Here is a 20,917-nt window from a genome sequence, read left to right on the forward strand (position 1 = left end):
AAGGTGAGTCTTGATGAACGTATAGAAAAGCAAATAAATGAGTTGAGCAAATTCACAGCAACACCAGGAAAAGGGACTACCCGGCTTACTTATAGCAAGGAAGACTTACTTACCCGAAATTATATGAAAGATAAAATGCAGGAGTATGGACTAACGGTTCGGGAAGATGGCTTGGGGAATATTTTTGGAAAGCTTGAGGGTACCGTAAAAGATGCTCCGAGCGTTCTGATCGGTTCACATTTTGATTCCGTCCCAAATGGCGGTGCATATGATGGGCCAGCGGGCGTAATTGTCGCTCTTGAAGTGGCAGCCCTTTTTGCCAAGAATCAATTGATACCTAAATATCCGTTGGAAATCGTTGCGCTCATTGAAGAAGAAGGGTCTCGTTTTGGCGGGGGGCTAATGGGGTCGAGAGGCATGGTTGGCTCCCTTAGTGAGGACGATTTTAAAAGATTGAAGGACAAAGATGGCATCACAACCGTAGAAGCGATGGCGGAGATCGGACTGGATGGTTTCCTTCCAAAGAAGAGAGAGCCGATGACCATTAAGTCATTTCTTGAATTGCATATAGAACAAGGGCCCATTCTTGAAGAAAAGGATATCCCCATTGGGGTTGTAGAAGCTATCGTTGGTTTAACGCAACTGGAAGTAACGATAGAAGGAAAGGCAGGACATGCAGGCACAACTCCGATGGATCGCAGAACGGATGCATTGGTTACGGCCGCCCAAATCATTTCCCGATTACCGGGCTTAGCGATCGAGGAGGGAGAAGGAACGGTCATCACGACGGGCCGCCTTCATGTTTTTCCAAATGGAGCAAACGTCATTCCCGATAAAGTGGTATTTTCAGTGGATATACGATCTGGCAAGGAAGAAAATATGAACCATGTCATCAGCAAGGTACGGGAATTAATCGATTCCTATCAAAATCAAGGTTTTCAGACAACGGCTGAACAGTTATTATATATGCCCCCTAAAATCTTGAATGAGGAGATCAGCGCTTTGATGAAAGAAATCAGTGCCGATTTAGGTATCCCATACTGCTCGATTAACAGCGGTGCAGGTCACGATGCGATGGTTTTTTCCGATGTCACTGATGTCGGCATGCTCTTCGTTCCTAGTAAAGCAGGACTAAGTCATTGTCCAGAGGAATGGTCTGATGCACGTCATTTGGCGAATGGTGTGCAAATATTTTACGAATTGGCTAAACGTTTAACGGAGGTAGATATGGGATGATCAATCAAATGATAAAAGCAGTCATTCAAAATCATGGTGCTGAATTAACGGAAATACGCAGAAAACTACATAGCGAACCTGAGGTATCCTGGGAGGAAGTAAGAACGACTGCCTTTGTTTGTGAATATCTTGAAAAATTAGGCATCACTTATAGAAAAGCGGAACCAACTGGCGTTATTGCGGAAATTAAAGGAGGCACACCAGGAAAAACGGTAGCATTAAGGGCGGATATGGATGCACTTTCTGTTGAACAGTTAAATAAGGATTTGCCGTATGCTTCAAAAGAAGCAGGTAAAATGCATGCTTGCGGTCATGATGCACACACAGCCATGCTATTGATTGCAGCGAAGGCCCTGAATGCTGGTAAAGAAGAATTATCAGGAAATGTTCGATTAATCTTCCAACCAGCTGAAGAAGTGGCAACAGGTGCAAAGGAAATGGTTAAACAAGGGGCAGTCGAAGGTGTCGATAATGTGTTTGGCATTCATATTTGGTCGCAAATGCCAACAAGCAAGGTCGCTTGCACTCCAGGCCCTTCATTCGCTTCAGCAGATATCTTTACTGTAAAGTTTAAAGGCAGAGGGGGGCATGGCGCAATGCCGCAGGATTGCATCGATGCAACCATCGTTGCCTCTTCCTTCGTCATGAATGTTCAATCGGTCGTATCAAGAACGGTCGATCCCCAACATCCCGCTGTTTTGACAGTTGGAAAAATGGAAGTAGGCACCCGATTTAATGTCATTGCTGAAAATGCCGTGATTGAAGGGACTGTCCGTTGCTTTGATCCGAAGACCCGTGATCATATTGAAAAACAGCTTCAGATTTATGCTGAAAATGTCGCTAATATATATGGGGCGATGGCGGAGGTTGAGTACTATCGCGGCACGCAAGCTGTCATCAATGATGAATCCAGTGCCAAGTTAGTGCAAAACGTGGCTGCCCATGCATTTGGCGAAGAGGCCATATATAATGAAAAGCCCACAATGGGCGGGGAAGACTTTAGCTTTTATTTAGATGAAGTACCTGGAAGCTTCGCTTTGGTTGGAGCTGGAAACCGAGAAAAAGATACGCAATGGGCCCATCATCACGGAAAATTCAATATCGACGAGGATGCGCTGGCTACAGGAGCAGAGCTTTATGCTCAATATGCATGGGCATATCTGAACGAAGGGACTGAAAAATAGGGGGAACCTGCAAATATGGGTAAAGAAGGCAGCTGATTGGCTGCCTTCTTTCTTTTGTAATCGCCCCATTAGGACGCTTGCTTGTTTCAAACAATAGAGAATCCACAGATGGAAAGTGGTGTTATTTTCCAATCAAAGACTTGGTCTGATCAAAACACCCTTTCCGTGGACAATTATTAGTTGGTCTTCGGTATTGCTACAGCTGAAAGCAAGCGTGATGCGCTCACACCGTTTTTCCGCTGCTTCACGTGACTGCTCGATAGATTTGTAAGAACGGACAAAAAAACATTGGCAAGTTCGTTCCAAATGTTAATCTCGCTTTGTTCTGCTGCAAGGTTTGAATCCAAAAAATATGTAAAAGAAAATTGCGTGGAATCAAGATAGTTGGTCACGATAAAGCATTTTCATTTTGGCTAGGTAGTCTTATTGTCTTTTCGGCCAATCATAATAATGGTAAAATATTCATATTGATTAGCTTGTAACGGATAATCAATCAAGACAATGTTCTAGCAGGAAGGAGGACTGAAAATGGCATCCATTGTTTACACAGCCATATTGATTAGTAGCATAATATTTTTAGCGAGGAAAAATGTCGATAAAGAAACTTATTTTCCGTTAAAAATATTGGGATATTTTATATTAGGTTCTTTTACCTTTAATCTCAATCAAATTTCCCTTCCACTTGGGTTTATCGTCTACTTGATATTTTTTCGGCCAAAATTGAATGTGCAGGGTAAACGAATAGCTGCAGTCTTTGGTTTTTTGGCCTTTATAATCGTCCAATGGATGACACCGTATGTCATTGATGGATGGAAAAATCGGCCAATATCGATGGAGCATGAGCTTGGTTCAGTATATACAGTCGATTTTCAAGAAGAAAATGAACGGGTTATGCAGGAATTGAATGTAAAGAGCAGCAGTTTGAGGCTTGATAACTTCGAGGTCGACTATACGGAAGATGGCAGTATTACGGATTTAAGCTGGAAACTGGGTGGGCAAAATGATGATGGCTATACCCTCTATCAAATCGAATATGATATGGATAAGAATAGATACCAAGTCATGAAAAGTCAACTCGAACCGGGTCCCCATTCCAACCAATTTCTTGACGCTGAGCGTTTTTTTAAAAATCTTAGTGTGCTTGATATAAAAGATCTTACACATGCTAAGGGTGACTTTCCTTCCTATGTTATCAAAAGTACTGGGGAACGAATTCATTATTCTGAAGGAAATCCAACCCATATCCTATCAGATGGAGAAATAAAATTAGTGGAAAATGACCAGGTACCAGTTGAGGGGTATATCATTTCCACATTTGCCATGAAGAAAACGGAAGAAAAAAGGAATGATCGAGGGAATATCTCACAAGAAAGCTTCGAGAGCACTGAATACTCTGAGTATCTATTAGATGTGATTGTTGGTGAGAAATGATAGAAATGATGGTTGAATAGCTGCTAAGCAGAGGGGGGTGGCAGGTAGAGAAGCAGGAGACATTATTCCTTCAAATCCGTTTCTAGTAATTTTAGGGGTATGCATACTCAACTCGATTATTTATTTAAAAAGAAATACCGCAATATGAATGATTATTAAAGGGTAAATTCACTTTTATCATGGAGGGATATCAATGGATCAGTTAAAAGGAAAAATTGCGATCATAACGGGAGTAAGCCGGCTGAAAGGGATTGGGGCTGCCATTTGTCAGGAGTTAGCTGAATCCGGGTATCATATATTTTTCACTTATTGGACCGAATATGATAAAGAAATGCCCTGGGGCATTGAATCCGATGAGCCCATGAAATTACAAGAAGAGTTATGGAAAAAAGGTATAAAGGTATCGTGTATGGAGTTGGATTTAACTCAAAATGATGCCCCGGAACAGCTTATGAACCAAGTTTCCGAACAGCTAGGTCATCCGGATATCTTGATTAATAACGCAGCATACTCGACCAACAACGATTTTTCCAATATAACGGCCGAAGAATTGGATCAACATTATCTGGTGAATGTCCGTGCAACAACCCTGTTAAGCAGTAAATTTGCCCAAAGGTTCGAAAAGAAATCAGGCGGAAGGATAGTCAACCTCACTTCAGGCCAATTTCAAGGGCCGATGCCAGGCGAATTGGCCTATGCCACAACAAAAGGGGCTGTAGATGCGCTAACCCTAACATTGTCGGCTGAATTGGCCCCCTTAGGAATTACGGTTAATGCAGTAAACCCTGGTCCAACTGATACGGGGTGGATGACGGAGGAGATAAAAAATGAACTTAAACCGATGTTTCCCTTCGGTAGAATCGGAAAACCGAAAGATATTGCAAAAACGATCAAATTTCTCGTAAGCGAGGAAGCAGATTGGGTAACAGGCCAGGTTATTCATTCAGAGGGCGGTTTCAGAAGGTGAGTAAAACTGTTTTTTTTTGCGTTAGGCAGACAAAACCAGCCGCTAGGTTGCAGCTGATTTTGTCGTCCGTCAAGCCTTTCATTAAGACCGTTCAGATTTTACTAGGATTTTTACCTGGTTTTTTTCCTTGATCAAGCTTTCAAATCCTTCTTCAATAACATTGTCTAATGCGATTTTTTTCGTTACTAATTTATCGGCAGAAAAGTATCCTTTTTGCATTAAGGATAATACGGCCGGGAATACATTGCGGTAGCCAATGATGCCTTTGACCGTGCGTTCTTTCGTTACGATATCATTTGGCAGGATTTCTGCTCCTTTTTCCCATATACTGACGATAATCGTTTCGCCGCCAATCCCAGTGGATTGAATGGCTTGACGCAATACAGCAGGTACTCCTGTCACTTCAAATGAGACATCGACACCGCCATCTGTTAATCTAGCAATTTCAGCTACTGTATCCTCAACATCAGCTGGATTAATGATGATGGCTTCTAATTCTTTTGCTTTTGCCTGTCTTTCAGGGGAGATTTCGACTGCATAAATATCAGTGGCACCTGCTGCCTTCAATGCTTCGATTACGAGCAGTCCAATTGGTCCGCAGCCAAACACGGCCACCTTGTCCCCAGCTTTCACTTTACTTGAACGTACGGCATAAAGAGCAACTGCTGCTGGTTCAACCAATGCGCCTTGCTCATAAGACAAATCTTCTGGAAGTTTAAACAATAATTCTTCGTCGACAGCAACATATTCACTAAGACCTCCGCCCCCGCCGGCTAAGCCCAGGAATCCCATTTGTTCATCAAGGTTATAGGCACCTTGGTGGCCATGTGTAGCAAAGATCGGCTCAACCACTACACGATCGCCCACTTTATAGTTAATAACTCCTTCGCCAACCTCCACTACTTCACCTGAAAATTCGTGTCCCAATGTTATTGGAGCAACCTCGTTAGTTAAAGGATGCGGTTTATCCACTGGAATGAAGATCGGACCCCCTAAGTATTCGTGCAAATCGCTTCCGCAAATGCCGCACCATTTTACTTTCATTTTTACTTGACCTGCTTGTACAACCGGTTCATCTATCTCTTCTAGACGAATGTCTTTTCGATTATGCCATCTTAGCGCTTTCATTCATTCCATCCCCTTATGTTAATTTCTTTTTCAATATAATTGTACTATGAACTTTGCTTATGATAAATTTAGTTATTATTAACTATAGTTAAGTGCTGCTTAATTATAGAAAAACGAATAAGAGGTAAATATGAATATCGAACAATTAAAATATATGGTGGAAATAGCGAAATCGGGTTCACTTAAAGAAGCTGCCGATAATCTGCATCTTACCTTACCAGCTCTGAGCCAATCGATAAAGAATTTAGAAAAGGAATTAAATATTATCCTTTTTCACCGTTCTCGAAGAGGATCTGTTCCAACAGAAGAAGGATATAGGCTGATTGAGAAAGCAAATAACGTATTATTGAAGCTTCAAGAATTCGTTGATGAAGCAGAAGCTTATACACAGACAATGAATGGAGAAATAAAAATTGCCACATACCCAGGGCCAATGGAAATGCTGGTGGGGGTTATTTCAGATATAAAACGTGAGTATCCGAAAATTAAAGCATCCATCTATGAAAACAGTACCGAGTCGATTATCACGAAAGTACTCGAAGGTGAAGTAGATGTTGGATTCATAACATACACGGAAAAAGAGGAAAAAAAGTATCGGAATCTTGTGTTTAAAAAATTGTTGGAAGGTCATATGGTTGCTGCGGTAAACAAGAACTCACCATTGGCCCAAAATGATCTGATTACAGAAGAAATGTTAATGAATGAACCAATCGTTTTATACAATGATATTTACATACACGATTTTATGAAGGGCTTTACTTCATTCCCGTTTGATATTCTGTTTACCACCAACAATGTAGATACGATTCGTAACACGCTGGAAAACAACACGGCAATCAATATTGGATTTGATTATGCCTTCAAAACGGACGCCGGTTTATCCAAAAGTGACGAGTATGTGGTCATTAACTTTGCTGCTCCACATTATAAAACGTATTCCTTCGGATACATTTATAACACGAACAATGGACTTTCAAGAATTATAAGAGAGTTCTTAAAACGGATCCATGGCACGATAGTAGGGTAGTGCACTTGTATAAATTTTCCCGTATGGTTTGGCCCCATTATGGATGCAAGGAAGCTAAGTGATAAATATGGAGGAATGGTGCGGTAACTTTTCTCCAGGGAGGAGGTTAGCCTTTTGTGATTGGTTAGGAATTACATTTAATTATTGGAAAGATCATTATGGTCCTTTTGTGGATTATTTCCTCCGCATGTACGATATGACACTGATGATAAATATGTTGATAATTCAGGAAACCAACGGTGCATTTTTGATGGGCACCCCTGTGTCGATTGCTCAAGTTTTCTAGCTGTCTTACTAACGAATTTCCTCATTGCTTCTACATGTTTGGAAACCTCCGTAACTTGAAGGTCTCTGTAAATAAGCCCCTATTTTCACCCCTAAGTAACTGTAACAAGATATTATTCTCCCTCCTTTTCTAATCCATAAAGGAATATTTGCTGTGTAATCTTTTATGAATCTTCATAGTACTCTATTTATAAATTTTATGAATATATTCTATAAAAAATATATATTTTTATTATATTTGTTCTGTCCATATAATAAAGCACGTAACAAATTATAAAAATAATCAACGCTTTAAATGAGAGAAAAATAATGGAAACGGTTTCCGTGATTCTGCAATGTCTTAGGAAAGTGAAGATGGAAAGGTAAAAAACGACAAGTGGGGAAGACTATGAAGGTACGATCCAAAAGGCTGAATGACGTATCAGGACTAAGGCGGAAATGACACCATCAGGAGAAAAGTTAATCTTTTTTTAGATGGTAAAAAAAGCAGAATGATTTGAAAACGGTTTACAGCTAATCATTTAAGGTGGCAGAGATCCAATCGTTTAACTTATAAATCAAAAAAGAATAAGGGGAATGATAGGGGTATGATTCCGCTTATTTTAACATTACATTTATCCAGGTATCGCTTTTTGAATCAATGCAGGTGGTTAGTGTGCGTTGATATATAAAGGCCAGCCTGTTTGAAGGTTTACTGTTGAGGGGAGAAAATTATTATGGAAATTATTCAAGTGGTAGGTATATTACTAGCGATTGCATTTATTATATATGCTGCAATGAAAGGGTTTAGTATATTGATTGTTGCTCCGATTGCAGCCGTTATCGTCATTTTAACGAATCAAATGGATTTTTTTCCTGCCTTGATAGGGAAAGAGAATTCTTATATGACGGGTCTTACAGGTTTCGTCGTTAATTTTTTTGCTATATTCATCTTAGGGTCCATTTTAGCGAAATATATCGATGTGAGCGGGGCAGCGCAATCAATCGCCGAAAAGGTTTTAGAAAAAACAGGCACGGAAAAACCGTTTCCAGTACTGGTAGCCATTTTCTTTATAAGCGCCCTGCTGACCTATGGCGGCATTAGTTTATTTGTAGTAATCTTTGTACTCATTCCACTTGCAAAACCATTATTTAAACAATTAAATATTGCATGGAACCTAGTTTTGATTCCTGTTACACTCGGTTTTGGCTCGTTTACGATGACGATGCTGCCTGGTACTCCCTCTATACAAAATGTTGTTCCTACAGCCTATCTGGGTACATCACTTACAGCAGCACCACTTTTGGGAATGATAGGAACGGTAGTGGCCATTGCTTTTACACTATGGTATATGAATTCCATGTTAAAGAAAAGTATGGCCAAGGGAGAGACGTTTACTGATTTTGATGTTTCCGGTTCGGAAGGAGATGTGAAAAAAGAGCTTCCCACCGTCTTCATCAGTATACTTCCAATATTATTATTGATTGTCATTATTTTGGTTGGCAGTACGTTCAAAGTGGGCAATATTCTTATTATTGGATTGGTCGTTGCGATCATCGTTTCAGCATTCGTCTTTAACAAATACATTCCAAATCAAAAAGCGTTGATAAATGAAGGAGCGAGCGGTTCCATCATGCCCGTTTTCTTAACTTCATCAGCTGTAGCTTTTGGTGTTATCATAACACTGGCACCTGGATTTAAATTTATTTCCGATACAATCTTGGGGATTCCCGGTAATCCGCTAATCAGTTTATCGGTCGCTTCTGCCGTTTTTGGTGCCATAACAGGTTCATCGTCAGGCGCATTAGGGATAGTCATGCAGGCATTTGGCCAAAGTTATTTGGATATGGGAATCAACGCCGATGTTATCCATAGGGTCTCAGTGATTGCATCCTCAGTATTAACAATCATGCCTCACACCGGGGTCGTGTTAACATTATTCGCATTAACGGGGCTTAATCACAAAAACGGCTTTAAGTATCAATTCATAGGAATGACCTGTGCGAATTTACTTGCATTACTCGCAGTAATTTTAGCAGCTATCATTATTTATTAATAATGGATAGGAAGGTAAATAAAAATGCTTGAAAAGGGGCTTTAAATGGCAAAAACAAAAAAACTCCCTTGATAAGTGATTGGCATTTTATGAATGACAAGATGATGAAACATCGTAAAACCTTTGGGGAGAGATGCCAAAGGTTTTATCATGCATAACCATTTTATAAATATATGGTAATCCATCAAAAAGTTGGTGTAATTAACTGCCTAAACCTGAACTGATTAAAGAAGGCATAGATTTCCTTCAATACAGATATTCACTCTTGGATTAACCATCCATTCTAAAGGGGAATTTCGGCTGGAGTTTTTGCGATATTACCGTAGGTTGGCATCTGTTTGCATCATGCATAGGGCTCTTATTTTTTTAACAATAAGCCATTGAGAGCCACATCTGCTAAGAAACTTGGGGTTTCTTCTAACGGCATAATTTCAGCTATTTGTTTAACCATTTGAGGGTTTATCATATTTTGGAGAATAATTTCATATAACCTTGGATCGCCTTCCCTAAAAATGTTTTCTTTTTGCCCATTTGTTATAACCTCAGCATAAAGTTTCTTTAATCCTAATAAAAAGGATTCTTTAAGATCTTCTTCCCCTTTTTCAGAGACTAATAAATCAACAATCATCTGATGGATTTCTCCATATTTTATAGTGATTTTTGCATAGCAAGCAAACACATGCTTAACTTTCTCGATCGTTGTTAAATTGGATTTTAAAATCCGTACTTGTTCTTCATATATTTCTGCAATAACCTCGTAGGCAACTGCATTTGCTAATTGGTGCTTATTATTAAACCGTCTATATATTGTTCCTACCCCCACCTTTGCTTCTACAGCTACTTCTTCGATCGTTGTTTCGTGACCCTTTTGGGCAAATACAATTTTAGCTGCTTCAAGGATTTTAACTGCATTTTTATTGGCATCTTTTCTCTTGGAAGTAATGACGAATTCCATATCCATATTATTGATTTAATTCCTTTCTTCAATGAATAGTATGTAGACCTTACGATTTATTATAAAGTATTTTAGGGGGAAATGTATCGACGATGAAAAATAGTGATTGACTATTTTCCAGAAAATTAATAAACTGTAATTAATTAAAACGGAATAAATATTCCGTTTTAGGTTTTTTCAGAATCTATTAGAATTTCGTGCAAGAGCAGTAACTTTACAAAGGATAAGGAGGCAGTTACCGAAACGCATAATACTTTTTTATCAAAAAAAGAGAACGCTTACATCACAATGATCCAACAAAGGCTATTCATTAAAAAATCACTATGCCTATTAAGTTGTGTGAAAAAGGTTAGATATCTTCGAATGAAAACAAATAATCTAAATCAAGGAGGCATTTGACAGGGTTATCCGCATTTAATATTCAGATTATTTTTAATTGTTAGACCATTAATCTCCACTTATATGACCCGGAAAGTAAGGCATCGTGAAACAAGTTCTTGAAAGTGTTTGGATGAAAACGCTTGAATTAGGGAAGCAAGGGGGAAAATCAATGGCTAAGGAATTGCATTTTGTAGATACAACTCTAAGGGATGGAACCCAAAGTCTTTGGGCAGCTGAATCACGAACTGGCATGGTGGAAGCCGTTGCGGAAGATCTTGATCGATCGGGGTTTCAAGTGGTAGAGGTTCCATTAATGCCTTATAATTTCAAAAAAATTATCCGTGAATTAAAAGAAGATCCATGGTTGTTGGCAGAAATAGTTGGGGAAAAGATGCAGCATGCGAAAAAAGCATTTATGGGTGAACCGGGACTTGTTCTTTTTGAGCTATTGGAAACACCTCCATCTGTTTCTAAGTTGTTCTACGATTTATTAATTGAACGGGGAGCAATCAATCGAGTACAAACAATGGCAAATATTTTTGGGGATTTAAAAACGGATTTTCCATGGTTCATGCCTTATTTACGTAGTAAAGGAATGGAAATTGCCCATGCCATTGCTTATAGTATTTCTCCTAGACATACAGATGAATACTTTGTGAAGAAAACGAAAGAAGTGGTAAAAAATGAGCCGGATATCATTTATTTTAAGGACGCAGCTGGTTTGTTAACGGTTGAACGTCTTCGAACCCTATTACCCATTATTATGGAAAATGCAAATGGAATCCCTGTAGAATTCCATACTCATTGTACGACAGGACTTGCAGATGAGCTTTATGTTGAAGCCATGAAGATGGGGGTTCGAACACTGCATACCGGGATTCCGCCATTGGCAAATGGTTCAGGTCAACCATCGGTGTTTACGACTGTTGCCAATGCACACTATTTTAATTTGGAGCATGACTTGGATTTAGAGCGGATTAAAAGAATTTCAGACCGTCTAATGAATATTGCTAAGCAAGAAAATTTACCAATTGGTGAACCTCTAGAATATGATTACTCTCAATATATCCATCAAGTACCTGGCGGGGTTATTTCCAATTTACGCCATCAGCTGCAATCTTTGAATCTTCAAAATAGGGTCGATGAGGTAATTGAAGAATCGATACGGGTTCGTAAAGAACTAGGTTATCCAGTAATGATTACACCATACTCACAATTCATGGTGACACAAGCAGCCATCAATATTGCAACGGGTGAACGTTACAAAGTCGTAATTGATGAATTGATTCAATTAGCAGCAGGTGTATATAGCGAAGATTCGGGTTATCTAATGATGGATCAAAATTTAAGAGATAAATTCCTAAGCCTTCCACGTGCAAAAGAATTGCGCTATGAGCCAGTTGAAGATGTTCCGATTAAGAAATTAAAAGAGCAATTTGGCGGGCCAAGCCTTTCAGATGAAGAGTTCATGCTTCGATATATCATGAAAGGTACGAATGATATTGAAGAGATGCGGAAAGCAGGAGCGCATAAAAAATATTTCTCGGCTTCAACCCCTTTAGTCGAACTATTAGATCGTTTCAGCAAGCAATCTGATATTACACATGTCCAAGTACAAGGGTTACAAGGATCGCTTCTTTTAACAAATAATTAGAATATTTGCATTCGGTGATAACTTGAGGAGGAAGAAGGATGAGCAAAAATGCATTAAATGTAATGAATCATGAAGATGTGGAAAATTTAATAATTCTTATTGAAAAATTAGAGGAATCTCCCTTCAATTATTTAAAGCTGGAGAAACAAGATTTTAAAATTGTGATCGGAAAAAATGGTATAACAGAAACGGCTGAAGCTAGTAACGATAATGAAAAAGATGCAGTAATAAATCCCGAAAAGCCTGAATCATTACAATCGACTAAGAATGAAGCAGCGGCAGCATTTGAACAATTGACTCAAAAACCGGTGCCTGTACAACTGAATTCAGTAAAAGAAGAACAAGAAGCGGGAGTTGTTGCCATTAAGGCAACGACTGCAGGTATATTCTATGCCCAACCTGAACCCGCTGCAGCACCATATGTAAAGGTAGGCGATCGTGTAGAAGAAGACTATACGGTTGGCTTAATCGAGATCATGAAAGTGTACAGTGCTATATCTGCAGGTGTAGCGGGGGAGATCGTCAAAATACATGTTAAAGATGCTCAACTTGTTGAATATGGTCAGCCTTTATACTCGGTTAAAGTGAAATAAGAAAAAATTGATTACTTGTTGGAAAAACATTATCTCCCGCCAATGATCTTCAACCGTTAAGAGCAGAGTGTAACTGAGGAGGAAGAAATCAAAATGAGCATTTCAAGAATATTAATTATTAATCGCGGCGAAATCGCAGTCCGGATAATACGGACATGCAAGGTCATGGGAATTGAAACGGTCCTTGCTGTTTCAGAGGCAGATCAGGAAAGCTTAGGGGCTAAATTGGCGGATAAAACAGTCGTGATTGGACCAGCTCATGCTGCAAAAAGTTATTTGAACATTCCGGTTATTATAACATCAGCATTAGCAGTTGAAGCGGATGCGATTCATCCAGGATACGGATTTCTGTCTGAAGTACCGGAATTAGCTGAAGCTTGTGCTGAAAATGATCTTGTATACGTGGGGCCAAAGCCAGACCATATCTTTAAGATGGGGAATAAATTAGTGGCTCGATCTATTGCTCAAGAATGTGATGTCCCAGTACTCCCGGGGTCAGAGAAAGTGTCTGATTATGAAGAAGTGATTCGGATGATAGAAAAAATAGGATTGCCGGTCATGTTAAAAGCGGCTGCGGGAGGCGGTGGCCGCGGAATGAAGATTGTTACCGATAAAGAAGAAGTGAAAACGACTTTTGAATCAGCATCCGCAGAAGCAAAGGCTGCTTTTGGAGATAGCACGATGTATATCGAAAAATATATTGCCAATGCACGGCACATTGAGGTACAAGTACTTGGAGATAAGTATGGAAATGTCATCCATCTAGGTGAGCGGGATTGTTCGACGCAGCGCCGTCATCAAAAATTGGTAGAAGAGGCAATGGCACCAATCATACCGGAAAAGCTCCGTCAGGATATTCGCACTGCCGCAGTCCAACTTGCTGAAAGTATTTCCTATCAAAATGCTGGTACGGTTGAGTTTATCGTCGATCAAGACGAAGCTAAGTTTTATTTTCTTGAAATGAACACTCGTATTCAAGTGGAACACCCAGTTACCGAAGTTATCACCGGAGTGGATTTAATCCAAGAGCAAATAAATGTGGCAAACGGTGAAACATTACGATATGTCCAATCAGACATTGACTTCTCCGGACATGCGATTGAATGTCGGATAAATGCTGAAGCTCCAATGGAAGGGTTCCGTCCAACTCCGGGACTCATTACAAAATGGCAAATGCCTCAAGGACCGGGTGTACGAGTGGATACCCATTGTTATCAGGGGTATGTCGTACCAGTTTTTTATGATTCGATGATTGCAAAGGTCATTGTTCATGGTCGTGATAGGACGCATGCCATTCGAAGGATGTTAGTTGCCTTGGATGAGTTTTCAGTTGAGGGAATCAGTACGACCATTCCTTTTTTAAATCAAGTTCTGCAGGATGAAGATTTTATAAATGGGGATGTAAATACGCGTTTGTTGGAAAAAATCATGGCGAATAACCTAGAACTTATTTAAAGGATATTTATGTGCACCAATTTAAGCGTTGTAAGCTTTACTTCTTAATTAAAATATCCGGAAATAAAAGCGATCGAAAGACATCGACCTTCCTTCCATGTTAAATAGCAGCACTGGAGGATATTCAAAGCGATCATACTCACCTATATCTTTAAGAGTGTGATGTTAACTAGTTGAATTCATTGCCCATATTGATATCAGGAAGTTATTAACCAATGAAAAGGTGGAGACAAGATGGAAAAATTGATTATTACGGTAGCTACAACAGGGGATTTCGCAACTAAGGATCATACGCCATACTTACCGACTACACCACAGGAAATAGCTGATTCAATTTATGAATCGTGGCAAGCGGGCGCAGCCATTGCTCATGTTCATGTTAGGGATGATGAAGGAAAGCCGACCCTAGACTCAGCAAAATATCTTCAAGTAGTGAAACTTCTTGAGGAGAGAAATTGTGATATCATCATCAATTTCACCACCGCTGGGGGAGAATTGAAAGATGTTACAAAACGTTTTCCGATTGTTGAATTGAAGCCTGAAGTTGCCTCTTTTGACGCAGGCTCTTTTAATATAGGACCTAATGTATTCATTCATACGCCAGCAATGTTGGAGCAATTGGCGCAAAAGATGCTGGAAAACAACGTCAAACCGGAACTTGAAGTATTCGATGTAGGAATGATTCATAATGCCTTACGGGTTGCCCAAAAAGGGCTAATTAAACCGCCATTCTTTTTTCAATTTGTATTGGGTGCCCAGGGAGGGATACCAGCTTCGCCAGAGAATTTGATGTTCATGAGAAACAGCATTCCCGAAGGTGCAATATGGTCAGCCATTGGGGCAAGTAAAGATCAATTAATGATCAATACAATGACCATCCTGCTTGGCGGGCATGTTCGCGTCGGCATGGAAGACGCAGTTTATTTTCGCAAGGGAGAACTTGCCAAAACCAATGCTCAATTCGTGGCAAGAATAGTGGAATTAGCAAAAACATTAGGCAGGGAAGTGGCAACACCAGATGAAGCGAGAGCGATGATAGGATTAAAAGTAAATAATGCTGCACACGCTTAAAAGAGAAGTTACACAAGAAAACATGGGAGGTTAGTGGAAAATGATCGCAGAGTTCCGGTTTGGAGTAAGGTGGGGAGATACGGATGCTGCCGGAATCGTATTTTATCCCAATTTTTATAAATGGATGGATGATGCAACACATGAGTTTCTATCCGCCATAGGATATCCAACGTCTACTTTGTACGCTGAACAACAAGTCAATGTTCCCCTGCTAGAAGCGAACTGTCAGTTTAAGAGTCCGCTATTTTTTGAAGATCGTGTGACTGTTCGCAGTGCAGTCGTGGAATTACACCAAAAAGTATTTAAAATAAATCATGAATTTTTCAAGGATGAAAAATTAGTAGCGGAAGGATTTGAGATTCGTGCATGGACATCGTTTAAAGAAAAGCCAAAGTCTTATCCAATTCCAGATGAAGTAAGGGAAAAAATGATGCCAGCAAATGCAAAGGCGGTAAATGGTTAAAATATCTTTTGATTGTATGTTTATAAAACTGAAAAAAGGATGTCCGACATTACTAATGGACATCCTTTTATTTTCTTAATAACTAACGACAGGAAAAAAGAAAGAGTGTTTTTCCTTTTCCAGCTTTTTTTAAGCTTCGGTATATCCGAAGACTTTCGAGATTTCCAAACAGCTCTTTCTTAGATATTGACTTAAAGGATCTTCGTAATGATCCGGAATGCTTTCCGTGAATCCAACGGCAGTGATTGCGCCCAATAATTCCGCATTGTAATTGAAAACCGGAATGGATATGGAGGAAACGGAAGGGACAAGAGGCTCCTTGGCAAACGCGATTTTGTTTTTGTGAATTTCATGATACTCCTCAGATTCTCTAAGAAAATCCCCCGTAACATTACGATCCTTTTCAATCCAATCCGCTGTCAAGGAAGGATCCTGGAATACAGTGAATACTTTTCCGGAAGAAGAGGAAGGAGGTAAACGCGTACCTAGCTGGGCACCGATATTCAGGTTTTGATTGGAGTTCCATATTTTTGCCGTTGTAGGTCCATCGTAAGTCCAAACGGAAAAAAGGACTGTGCAGGAGGTATGGTGACTGATTTCCTGCAAGTATGGAGTGATTCGGCTTGTGATGTCCTCATTCCCTATGGCTGCCATGCCATATTGAATCAGCTTGCTGCCAAGGTGATACATACCAGTGGTCTTATCACGATATAGCAGTTCGAGCTGCGTTAACGTATTCAAATACTTATAGAGATTACTTTTCGTTATTTCCGTCAACTCTTGAATATCCGAGAATCTTAAAGGTTTTCTTTGGGAAGCAAGCAAATCTAAAATGCTCATTCCTATTTGCAATGATTGAATCGTCGATCCAGATTTTACGATTTCCATGTGTTAATCTCCCTACCCGTTTTAATTTTAAGTCTAGTATATCAGAATCTTTAAAAATTTAATGAATGAAGCCAGATAAATGAGCCGAACCGTTCATTCTCCAGATCAAAGTCACATGATGGGGGTGAACCTGCCATTTTTATTAAAATGATGGCGATTATTCTTGACATTTTTCTGAAAATTAAGTTATTATTTATATAAATAGTGAACTAAGTTATCTATTTATATAATTATTAAAAACAAAGGCGAAAAGGAGAAGGGAAAATGAAATTAGTAACTTTCAGCAATGAAGGATTTACACGTATTGGAGCACTTTATCCGAATAATGAAATAGTTGACTTGAACTATGCATATCAAGCGTTGCTCGAGAGCGAGGGGAAACTGCGCAGTGAACAAATTGCCGAGGCGTATGTTCCAGCCGCAATGGAAGCGTTTTTACAGGGAGGGAGAGAAAGCCTTTCCATCGCCGAAAAGGCTGCAGATCATGCATTCCATAATCGAAACTCTTTCAGACATAAGCTGATCCATCATGTTGAAAACATCAAACTTGAGGCACCTGTCCAAAAGCCGGGGAAAATCATTTGTGTCGGGCACAACTACCGTGAACACATCGCTGAAATGGGCCGCGAATTACCGCCATTCCCAGTGGTTTTTGCAAAGTTCGCCAATACGGTGATCGGTCCCCAGGATGACATTCCGTTCTTCCCCATTTCTGAACAGCTTGATTATGAAGCGGAATTCGCTTTTGTCGTCGGTCAAAGGGCACGAAATGTTTCTCAAGAGGAAGCACTTGATTATGTAGCAGGTTATACGATTGCCAATGATGTTACGTATCGTGATATCCAACGCCGCACCCTTGAATGGCTTCAAGGAAAAACCGTTGAAGGAAGTGCTCCGATGGGACCTTGGTTAGTCACTTCCGATGAGCTGCCCGATCCATCTGGTTTAAATGTTCGGTTGACTGTTAATGGAGAAGAACGCCAAAAAACGAATACAGCCAACTTCGTATTCGACGTGAAATATTTAGTCGAATTCCTATCGAACTTAATGACTCTGGAACCTGGTGACATTGTCCTCACTGGAACACCGGGTGGGGTAGGAGTGGCCCGCGATCCACAAGCATTCTTAAAAGATGGTGATGTAGTCAAGATCGAAATCGACAAAATAGGTTATCTTGAAAATCGTGTGAGTCGTGCCGGGGAGGGGAAATGATGATGGCTTCTCAGAACATCGCAAAATCGATTGCATCAATTCAGCAATCGATAGACCATATTCTGGAAACGACCAAAAACCTTCCTGAAGAAACGATCCGCTGTAACCCTACAGAAGATGAATGGTCAATCTTGCAAATACTTTCCCATATAGCGGAAGCCATTCCTTATTGGTTAGGTGAAGTGCAAACGGTAGTGGCTATGCCTGGCTCCAAATGGGGCCGCGGATTGCAGGATCCGGCCCGATTGGCAGCAGTTACCGATACGGAACGGCTTTCTGTCGATGATGTCAAAAAACATGTGGAGGAGCTCAAAGATGAAGTGGAGAGCGTGCTCGGGAATTTAGATGAAGAAACGCTATCTATAGAGTCACCACATCGGAACTTTATTAAATTCGGAAATAAACCCATTTCTTATATTGTTGATCACTTCATCGATGAACACATATCAGGACACTATGGACAGATCAAGCGAAATCTTTCAAAAATGTAATGACGATAGTTAAAAAAGAAGGTAGGGATAATTGTGTCTGAAAAACTAGAATACATGAATAGTGCAATCGTAAAAGATTTTACAAAGGATATCCAGCAGTACAATTTAGGCCCTCTGTGGGAAGCCATTCCAGCTCTGATGGACCATGAGCCCAAACCTCATGCGGAGGCTTATTTATGGAAAGAGGAGCTATTGACAAAAAAGTTGTTGGAAGCCGCTGAAATTTTTACGCCCGACCGTGGAGGGGAGCGAAGGGCCATCTATTTTCAAAACCCAGGCTTAACTTATCGCAAGCCATGGGGATGGGCTTCTACCACACAAACGCTTTATGCAGCGGTTCAATTATTGCTGCCAGGTGAAGTGGCTCCTTCCCACCGTCATTCCCAAAGTGCCCTGCGATTCATAACGAACGGGGAGGGGGCCTACACCATCGTCCAGGGGGAAAGGATCTTCATGGAAGAGGGAGATTTCTTGATTACACCTAAAAATTTATGGCATGGTCATGGCCATATTGGAGATAAACCGATGATTTGGATGGATGCCCTAGATATCCCGACCATTTATTCCATAGGCGGCACTTTTTTTGAACCGTATCCTGATCGAATCGAAACGCCTAAACGTCCGGATAATTTTTCAGAACTGCGTTATCATGGCGGAATGGTGCGTCCTGTATCCGATCGTTATTCACAAGTGGCTCCACTTGCCAATTACAAATGGGAAGGCACCCAATCTGCGATTGAAGGATTGATGAATTTCGATCCAGATCCATATGAAGGTTTTGCCGTAGAATATATCAACCCTTCAAACGGGCAAACCGCCAACCCTACAATGGGAGCTTGGATGCAAAAGCTGCCGCAAGGTTTTCATACCAAAGCTCATCGCCATACCCATTCTACCATCTATCAAGTACATCAAGGTACAGGGTATACGGTCATTAATGGCGTTCGTTTTGATTGGTCTAAGGGAGATTATTTCGTCGTTCCGAATTGGGCTTGGCATGAGCACGTTGCAGAAGTGGATTCCTACCTATTCTCGGTCAATGATCTTCCAATCATGGAGAGATTCGACTTGGAACAGCAACAGGCATTTGACGCAAATAATGGGTACCAAAAGGTTGAACGTGAATTTAAACCTGTGCTGGTATAAAACCGTTCCAGAGGAATGAGGGTATTCAGCCCATGGCCAAGAGGTCGATTGAAAGCGTTTACCATTAAGCGGTGCAGCATCTTAACTGATTTAGGGGGGAATGAATGATGAACAGAGAAAATAAGCCATTCATTGTTATCGGCGGTGGAATAGGCGGATTGGCAACGGCTCTTGGCATTGCAGAAACGAAACAATATGTCAAAGTGTTGGAACAAGCGCCTGAATTTGGGGAAATTGGTGCAGGAATTCAACTGGCTGCGAACGCAACCAATGTGTTACAGCGCTTGGGTGTGATGGATAAAATTAACGAAATTGCAGTCTTTCCGAAAAGGTTGGTACTGATGGATGCTTTCTCGGGCAAGGAGCTTTCCGCCTTGGATTTAGGTAATGTTTATAAAGAAAGATATGGGGCGCCGTACGTTGTTTTGCACCGTTCCGATCTGCATAAAGTACTGGCAGAAGCCTGTGAAAGCAACCCGTTCATCGAGCTGGTGACCAACCAGACCATCATTGAAGCGGAGGAACATGGCGGTGAAGTTTCCGTTACTGCTGCGGACGGAGCCCAACATATCGGAACGGCCGTAATCGGTGCAGATGGATTATGGTCAAATGCGCGTAAACTGCTAGTGGAAGATCAACCGGTCTGCTCGCAATATGTGGCTTATCGGGGAGCGATTCCGATGGATGAGGTAACAAGCCATGGAGATTTGGATGATGTGTATATGTGGATCGGGCCAAATCTTCATCTTGTTCAATATCCGGTTAGAAGGGGAGAACTGTACAATCAAGTAGTGGTCTTCAAGAGCTCTCAATACACAAAAGAAAATGAACAAACCAATCACTGGGGAACACCGGATGAAATGGATCGTGTTTTTGCAGGGACTTGCGAGCTTGTCCAAAATGCAATTTCATTCATTCAACGTCAACGTCGCTGGCCGATGTATGACCGCCTGCCAATTGATAATTGGACTAAAGGCAGGATTACGCTTATGGGGGATGCTGCTCATCCGATGCTTCAATACTTGGCGCAAGGAGCCTGCCAGGCTTTAGAGGATGCAGCTTATTTGACGGATATGCTGCACAAGCATGATCAGGACATTGAACAAGCTTTCATGGAGTATCAAGAAGAACGCATTCCTCGAACGGCAAATGTTCAGAGCAGTGCAAGAATGTGGGGGGAAATCATCCACAATACGACTGACGCCGGCATTCTCCTCCGGGATACCATCCTATCAAGTCGCACGGGTAAGGATTTCAAATTCATTGATGAATTCCATGGATATAATAAAAAGGCCCGTGAAAGCATCAGTTGAT

Annotated in this window: 19 protein-coding genes; 16 read left to right on the plus strand and 3 right to left on the minus strand. The window is 40.7% G+C overall.

Going from position 1 to position 20,917, the window contains the following annotated elements; all coding sequences use genetic code 11:
- The first annotated feature begins 3 nt into the window (after window positions 1–3).
- The 4 genes from AS888_RS24570 to AS888_RS24585 all read left to right on the plus strand — a co-directional run bounded on the left by AS888_RS24570 (window position 4) and on the right by AS888_RS24585 (window position 4,818).
- The gene (locus AS888_RS24570) at window positions 4–1,236 is read left to right on the plus strand and encodes a Zn-dependent hydrolase (protein ID WP_061144698.1); all 1,233 of its coding nucleotides are present in this window, start codon (window positions 4–6) and stop codon (window positions 1,234–1,236) included.
- Window positions 1,233–2,420, plus strand: coding sequence for an amidohydrolase (locus AS888_RS24575; RefSeq protein WP_061144699.1), 1,188 nt, complete (start codon window positions 1,233–1,235; stop codon window positions 2,418–2,420). The genes AS888_RS24570 and AS888_RS24575 overlap by 4 nt, the downstream gene beginning before the upstream one ends.
- Window positions 2,421–2,948: 528 nt before the next feature.
- Window positions 2,949–3,851: a hypothetical protein gene (locus AS888_RS24580; protein ID WP_061144700.1), complete on the plus strand. Its 903-nt coding sequence runs from the start codon at window positions 2,949–2,951 to the stop codon at window positions 3,849–3,851.
- 193 nt (window positions 3,852–4,044) lie between these two features.
- The gene (locus AS888_RS24585) at window positions 4,045–4,818 is read left to right on the plus strand and encodes an SDR family oxidoreductase (RefSeq protein ID WP_061144701.1); all 774 of its coding nucleotides are present in this window, start codon (window positions 4,045–4,047) and stop codon (window positions 4,816–4,818) included.
- An 81-nt stretch (window positions 4,819–4,899) separates the two neighbouring features.
- Here the strand turns inward: AS888_RS24585 and AS888_RS24590 are convergent, their stop codons facing one another.
- Window positions 4,900–5,946 (minus strand): 2,3-butanediol dehydrogenase, encoded by a 1,047-nt coding sequence (locus tag AS888_RS24590; RefSeq protein WP_061144702.1) that lies wholly within the window; start codon window positions 5,944–5,946, stop codon window positions 4,900–4,902.
- A 130-nt stretch (window positions 5,947–6,076) separates the two neighbouring features.
- Here AS888_RS24590 and AS888_RS24595 point away from each other — a divergent pair, with 130 nt between their 5' ends.
- The 3 genes from AS888_RS24595 (at window position 6,077) to AS888_RS24605 (ending at window position 9,294) form a co-directional block, all read left to right on the plus strand.
- Window positions 6,077–6,973, plus strand: coding sequence for a LysR family transcriptional regulator (locus tag AS888_RS24595; protein ID WP_061144703.1), 897 nt, complete (start codon window positions 6,077–6,079; stop codon window positions 6,971–6,973).
- A 67-nt stretch (window positions 6,974–7,040) separates the two neighbouring features.
- The gene (locus tag AS888_RS26565) at window positions 7,041–7,259 is read left to right on the plus strand and encodes a hypothetical protein (protein ID WP_061144704.1); all 219 of its coding nucleotides are present in this window, start codon (window positions 7,041–7,043) and stop codon (window positions 7,257–7,259) included.
- Window positions 7,260–7,974: 715 nt separating this feature from the next.
- The gene (locus AS888_RS24605) at window positions 7,975–9,294 is read left to right on the plus strand and encodes a GntP family permease (RefSeq protein ID WP_061144705.1); all 1,320 of its coding nucleotides are present in this window, start codon (window positions 7,975–7,977) and stop codon (window positions 9,292–9,294) included.
- Window positions 9,295–9,652: 358 nt separating this feature from the next.
- Here the strand turns inward: AS888_RS24605 and AS888_RS24610 are convergent, their stop codons facing one another.
- Window positions 9,653–10,249 carry a TetR/AcrR family transcriptional regulator gene (locus AS888_RS24610; protein ID WP_221408627.1) on the minus strand — a complete coding sequence of 199 codons (597 nt, stop codon included), beginning with the start codon at window positions 10,247–10,249 and terminating at the stop codon, window positions 9,653–9,655.
- A gap of 484 nt (window positions 10,250–10,733) precedes the next feature.
- Between AS888_RS24610 and AS888_RS24615 the strand changes: the two genes are divergently transcribed.
- The 5 genes from AS888_RS24615 (at window position 10,734) to AS888_RS24635 (ending at window position 15,866) form a co-directional block, all read left to right on the plus strand.
- Window positions 10,734–12,284 carry a hypothetical protein gene (locus AS888_RS24615; RefSeq protein ID WP_081092585.1) on the plus strand — a complete coding sequence of 517 codons (1,551 nt, stop codon included), beginning with the start codon at window positions 10,734–10,736 and terminating at the stop codon, window positions 12,282–12,284.
- Between the two features lie 38 nt (window positions 12,285–12,322).
- Window positions 12,323–12,877, plus strand: a complete 555-nt coding sequence (locus AS888_RS24620) for an acetyl-CoA carboxylase biotin carboxyl carrier protein (protein WP_061144708.1) — start codon at window positions 12,323–12,325, stop codon at window positions 12,875–12,877.
- A 93-nt stretch (window positions 12,878–12,970) separates the two neighbouring features.
- Window positions 12,971–14,332, plus strand: a complete 1,362-nt coding sequence (gene accC / locus AS888_RS24625) for an acetyl-CoA carboxylase biotin carboxylase subunit (protein ID WP_061144709.1) — start codon at window positions 12,971–12,973, stop codon at window positions 14,330–14,332.
- A gap of 234 nt (window positions 14,333–14,566) precedes the next feature.
- Window positions 14,567–15,403, plus strand: coding sequence for a beta-keto acid cleavage family enzyme (locus AS888_RS24630; protein ID WP_061144710.1), 837 nt, complete (start codon window positions 14,567–14,569; stop codon window positions 15,401–15,403).
- A gap of 40 nt (window positions 15,404–15,443) precedes the next feature.
- Window positions 15,444–15,866: an acyl-CoA thioesterase gene (locus tag AS888_RS24635; protein WP_061144711.1), complete on the plus strand. Its 423-nt coding sequence runs from the start codon at window positions 15,444–15,446 to the stop codon at window positions 15,864–15,866.
- Between the two features lie 129 nt (window positions 15,867–15,995).
- Here the strand turns inward: AS888_RS24635 and AS888_RS24640 are convergent, their stop codons facing one another.
- Window positions 15,996–16,754: an IclR family transcriptional regulator gene (locus AS888_RS24640; RefSeq protein ID WP_061144712.1), complete on the minus strand. Its 759-nt coding sequence runs from the start codon at window positions 16,752–16,754 to the stop codon at window positions 15,996–15,998.
- 264 nt (window positions 16,755–17,018) lie between these two features.
- Here AS888_RS24640 and AS888_RS24645 point away from each other — a divergent pair, with 264 nt between their 5' ends.
- The 4 genes from AS888_RS24645 (at window position 17,019) to AS888_RS24660 (ending at window position 20,916) form a co-directional block, all read left to right on the plus strand.
- Window positions 17,019–17,966: a fumarylacetoacetate hydrolase family protein gene (locus AS888_RS24645; RefSeq protein ID WP_061144713.1), complete on the plus strand. Its 948-nt coding sequence runs from the start codon at window positions 17,019–17,021 to the stop codon at window positions 17,964–17,966.
- Complete coding sequence (locus tag AS888_RS24650; protein ID WP_260320348.1) at window positions 17,966–18,457, plus strand: DinB family protein; 492 nt, start codon at window positions 17,966–17,968, stop codon at window positions 18,455–18,457. Before AS888_RS24645 ends, AS888_RS24650 begins: the two co-directional genes overlap by 1 nt.
- 33 nt (window positions 18,458–18,490) lie before the next feature.
- Window positions 18,491–19,603, plus strand: a complete 1,113-nt coding sequence (locus AS888_RS24655; RefSeq protein WP_185113164.1) for a cupin domain-containing protein — start codon at window positions 18,491–18,493, stop codon at window positions 19,601–19,603.
- A gap of 107 nt (window positions 19,604–19,710) precedes the next feature.
- Window positions 19,711–20,916, plus strand: a complete 1,206-nt coding sequence (locus tag AS888_RS24660) for an FAD-dependent monooxygenase (RefSeq protein ID WP_155645604.1) — start codon at window positions 19,711–19,713, stop codon at window positions 20,914–20,916.
- Window position 20,917 lies beyond the last annotated feature (1 nt).

The organism is Peribacillus simplex, assembly GCF_001542915.1.
Lineage (GTDB): Bacteria > Bacillota > Bacilli > Bacillales > DSM-1321 > Peribacillus > Peribacillus simplex_B.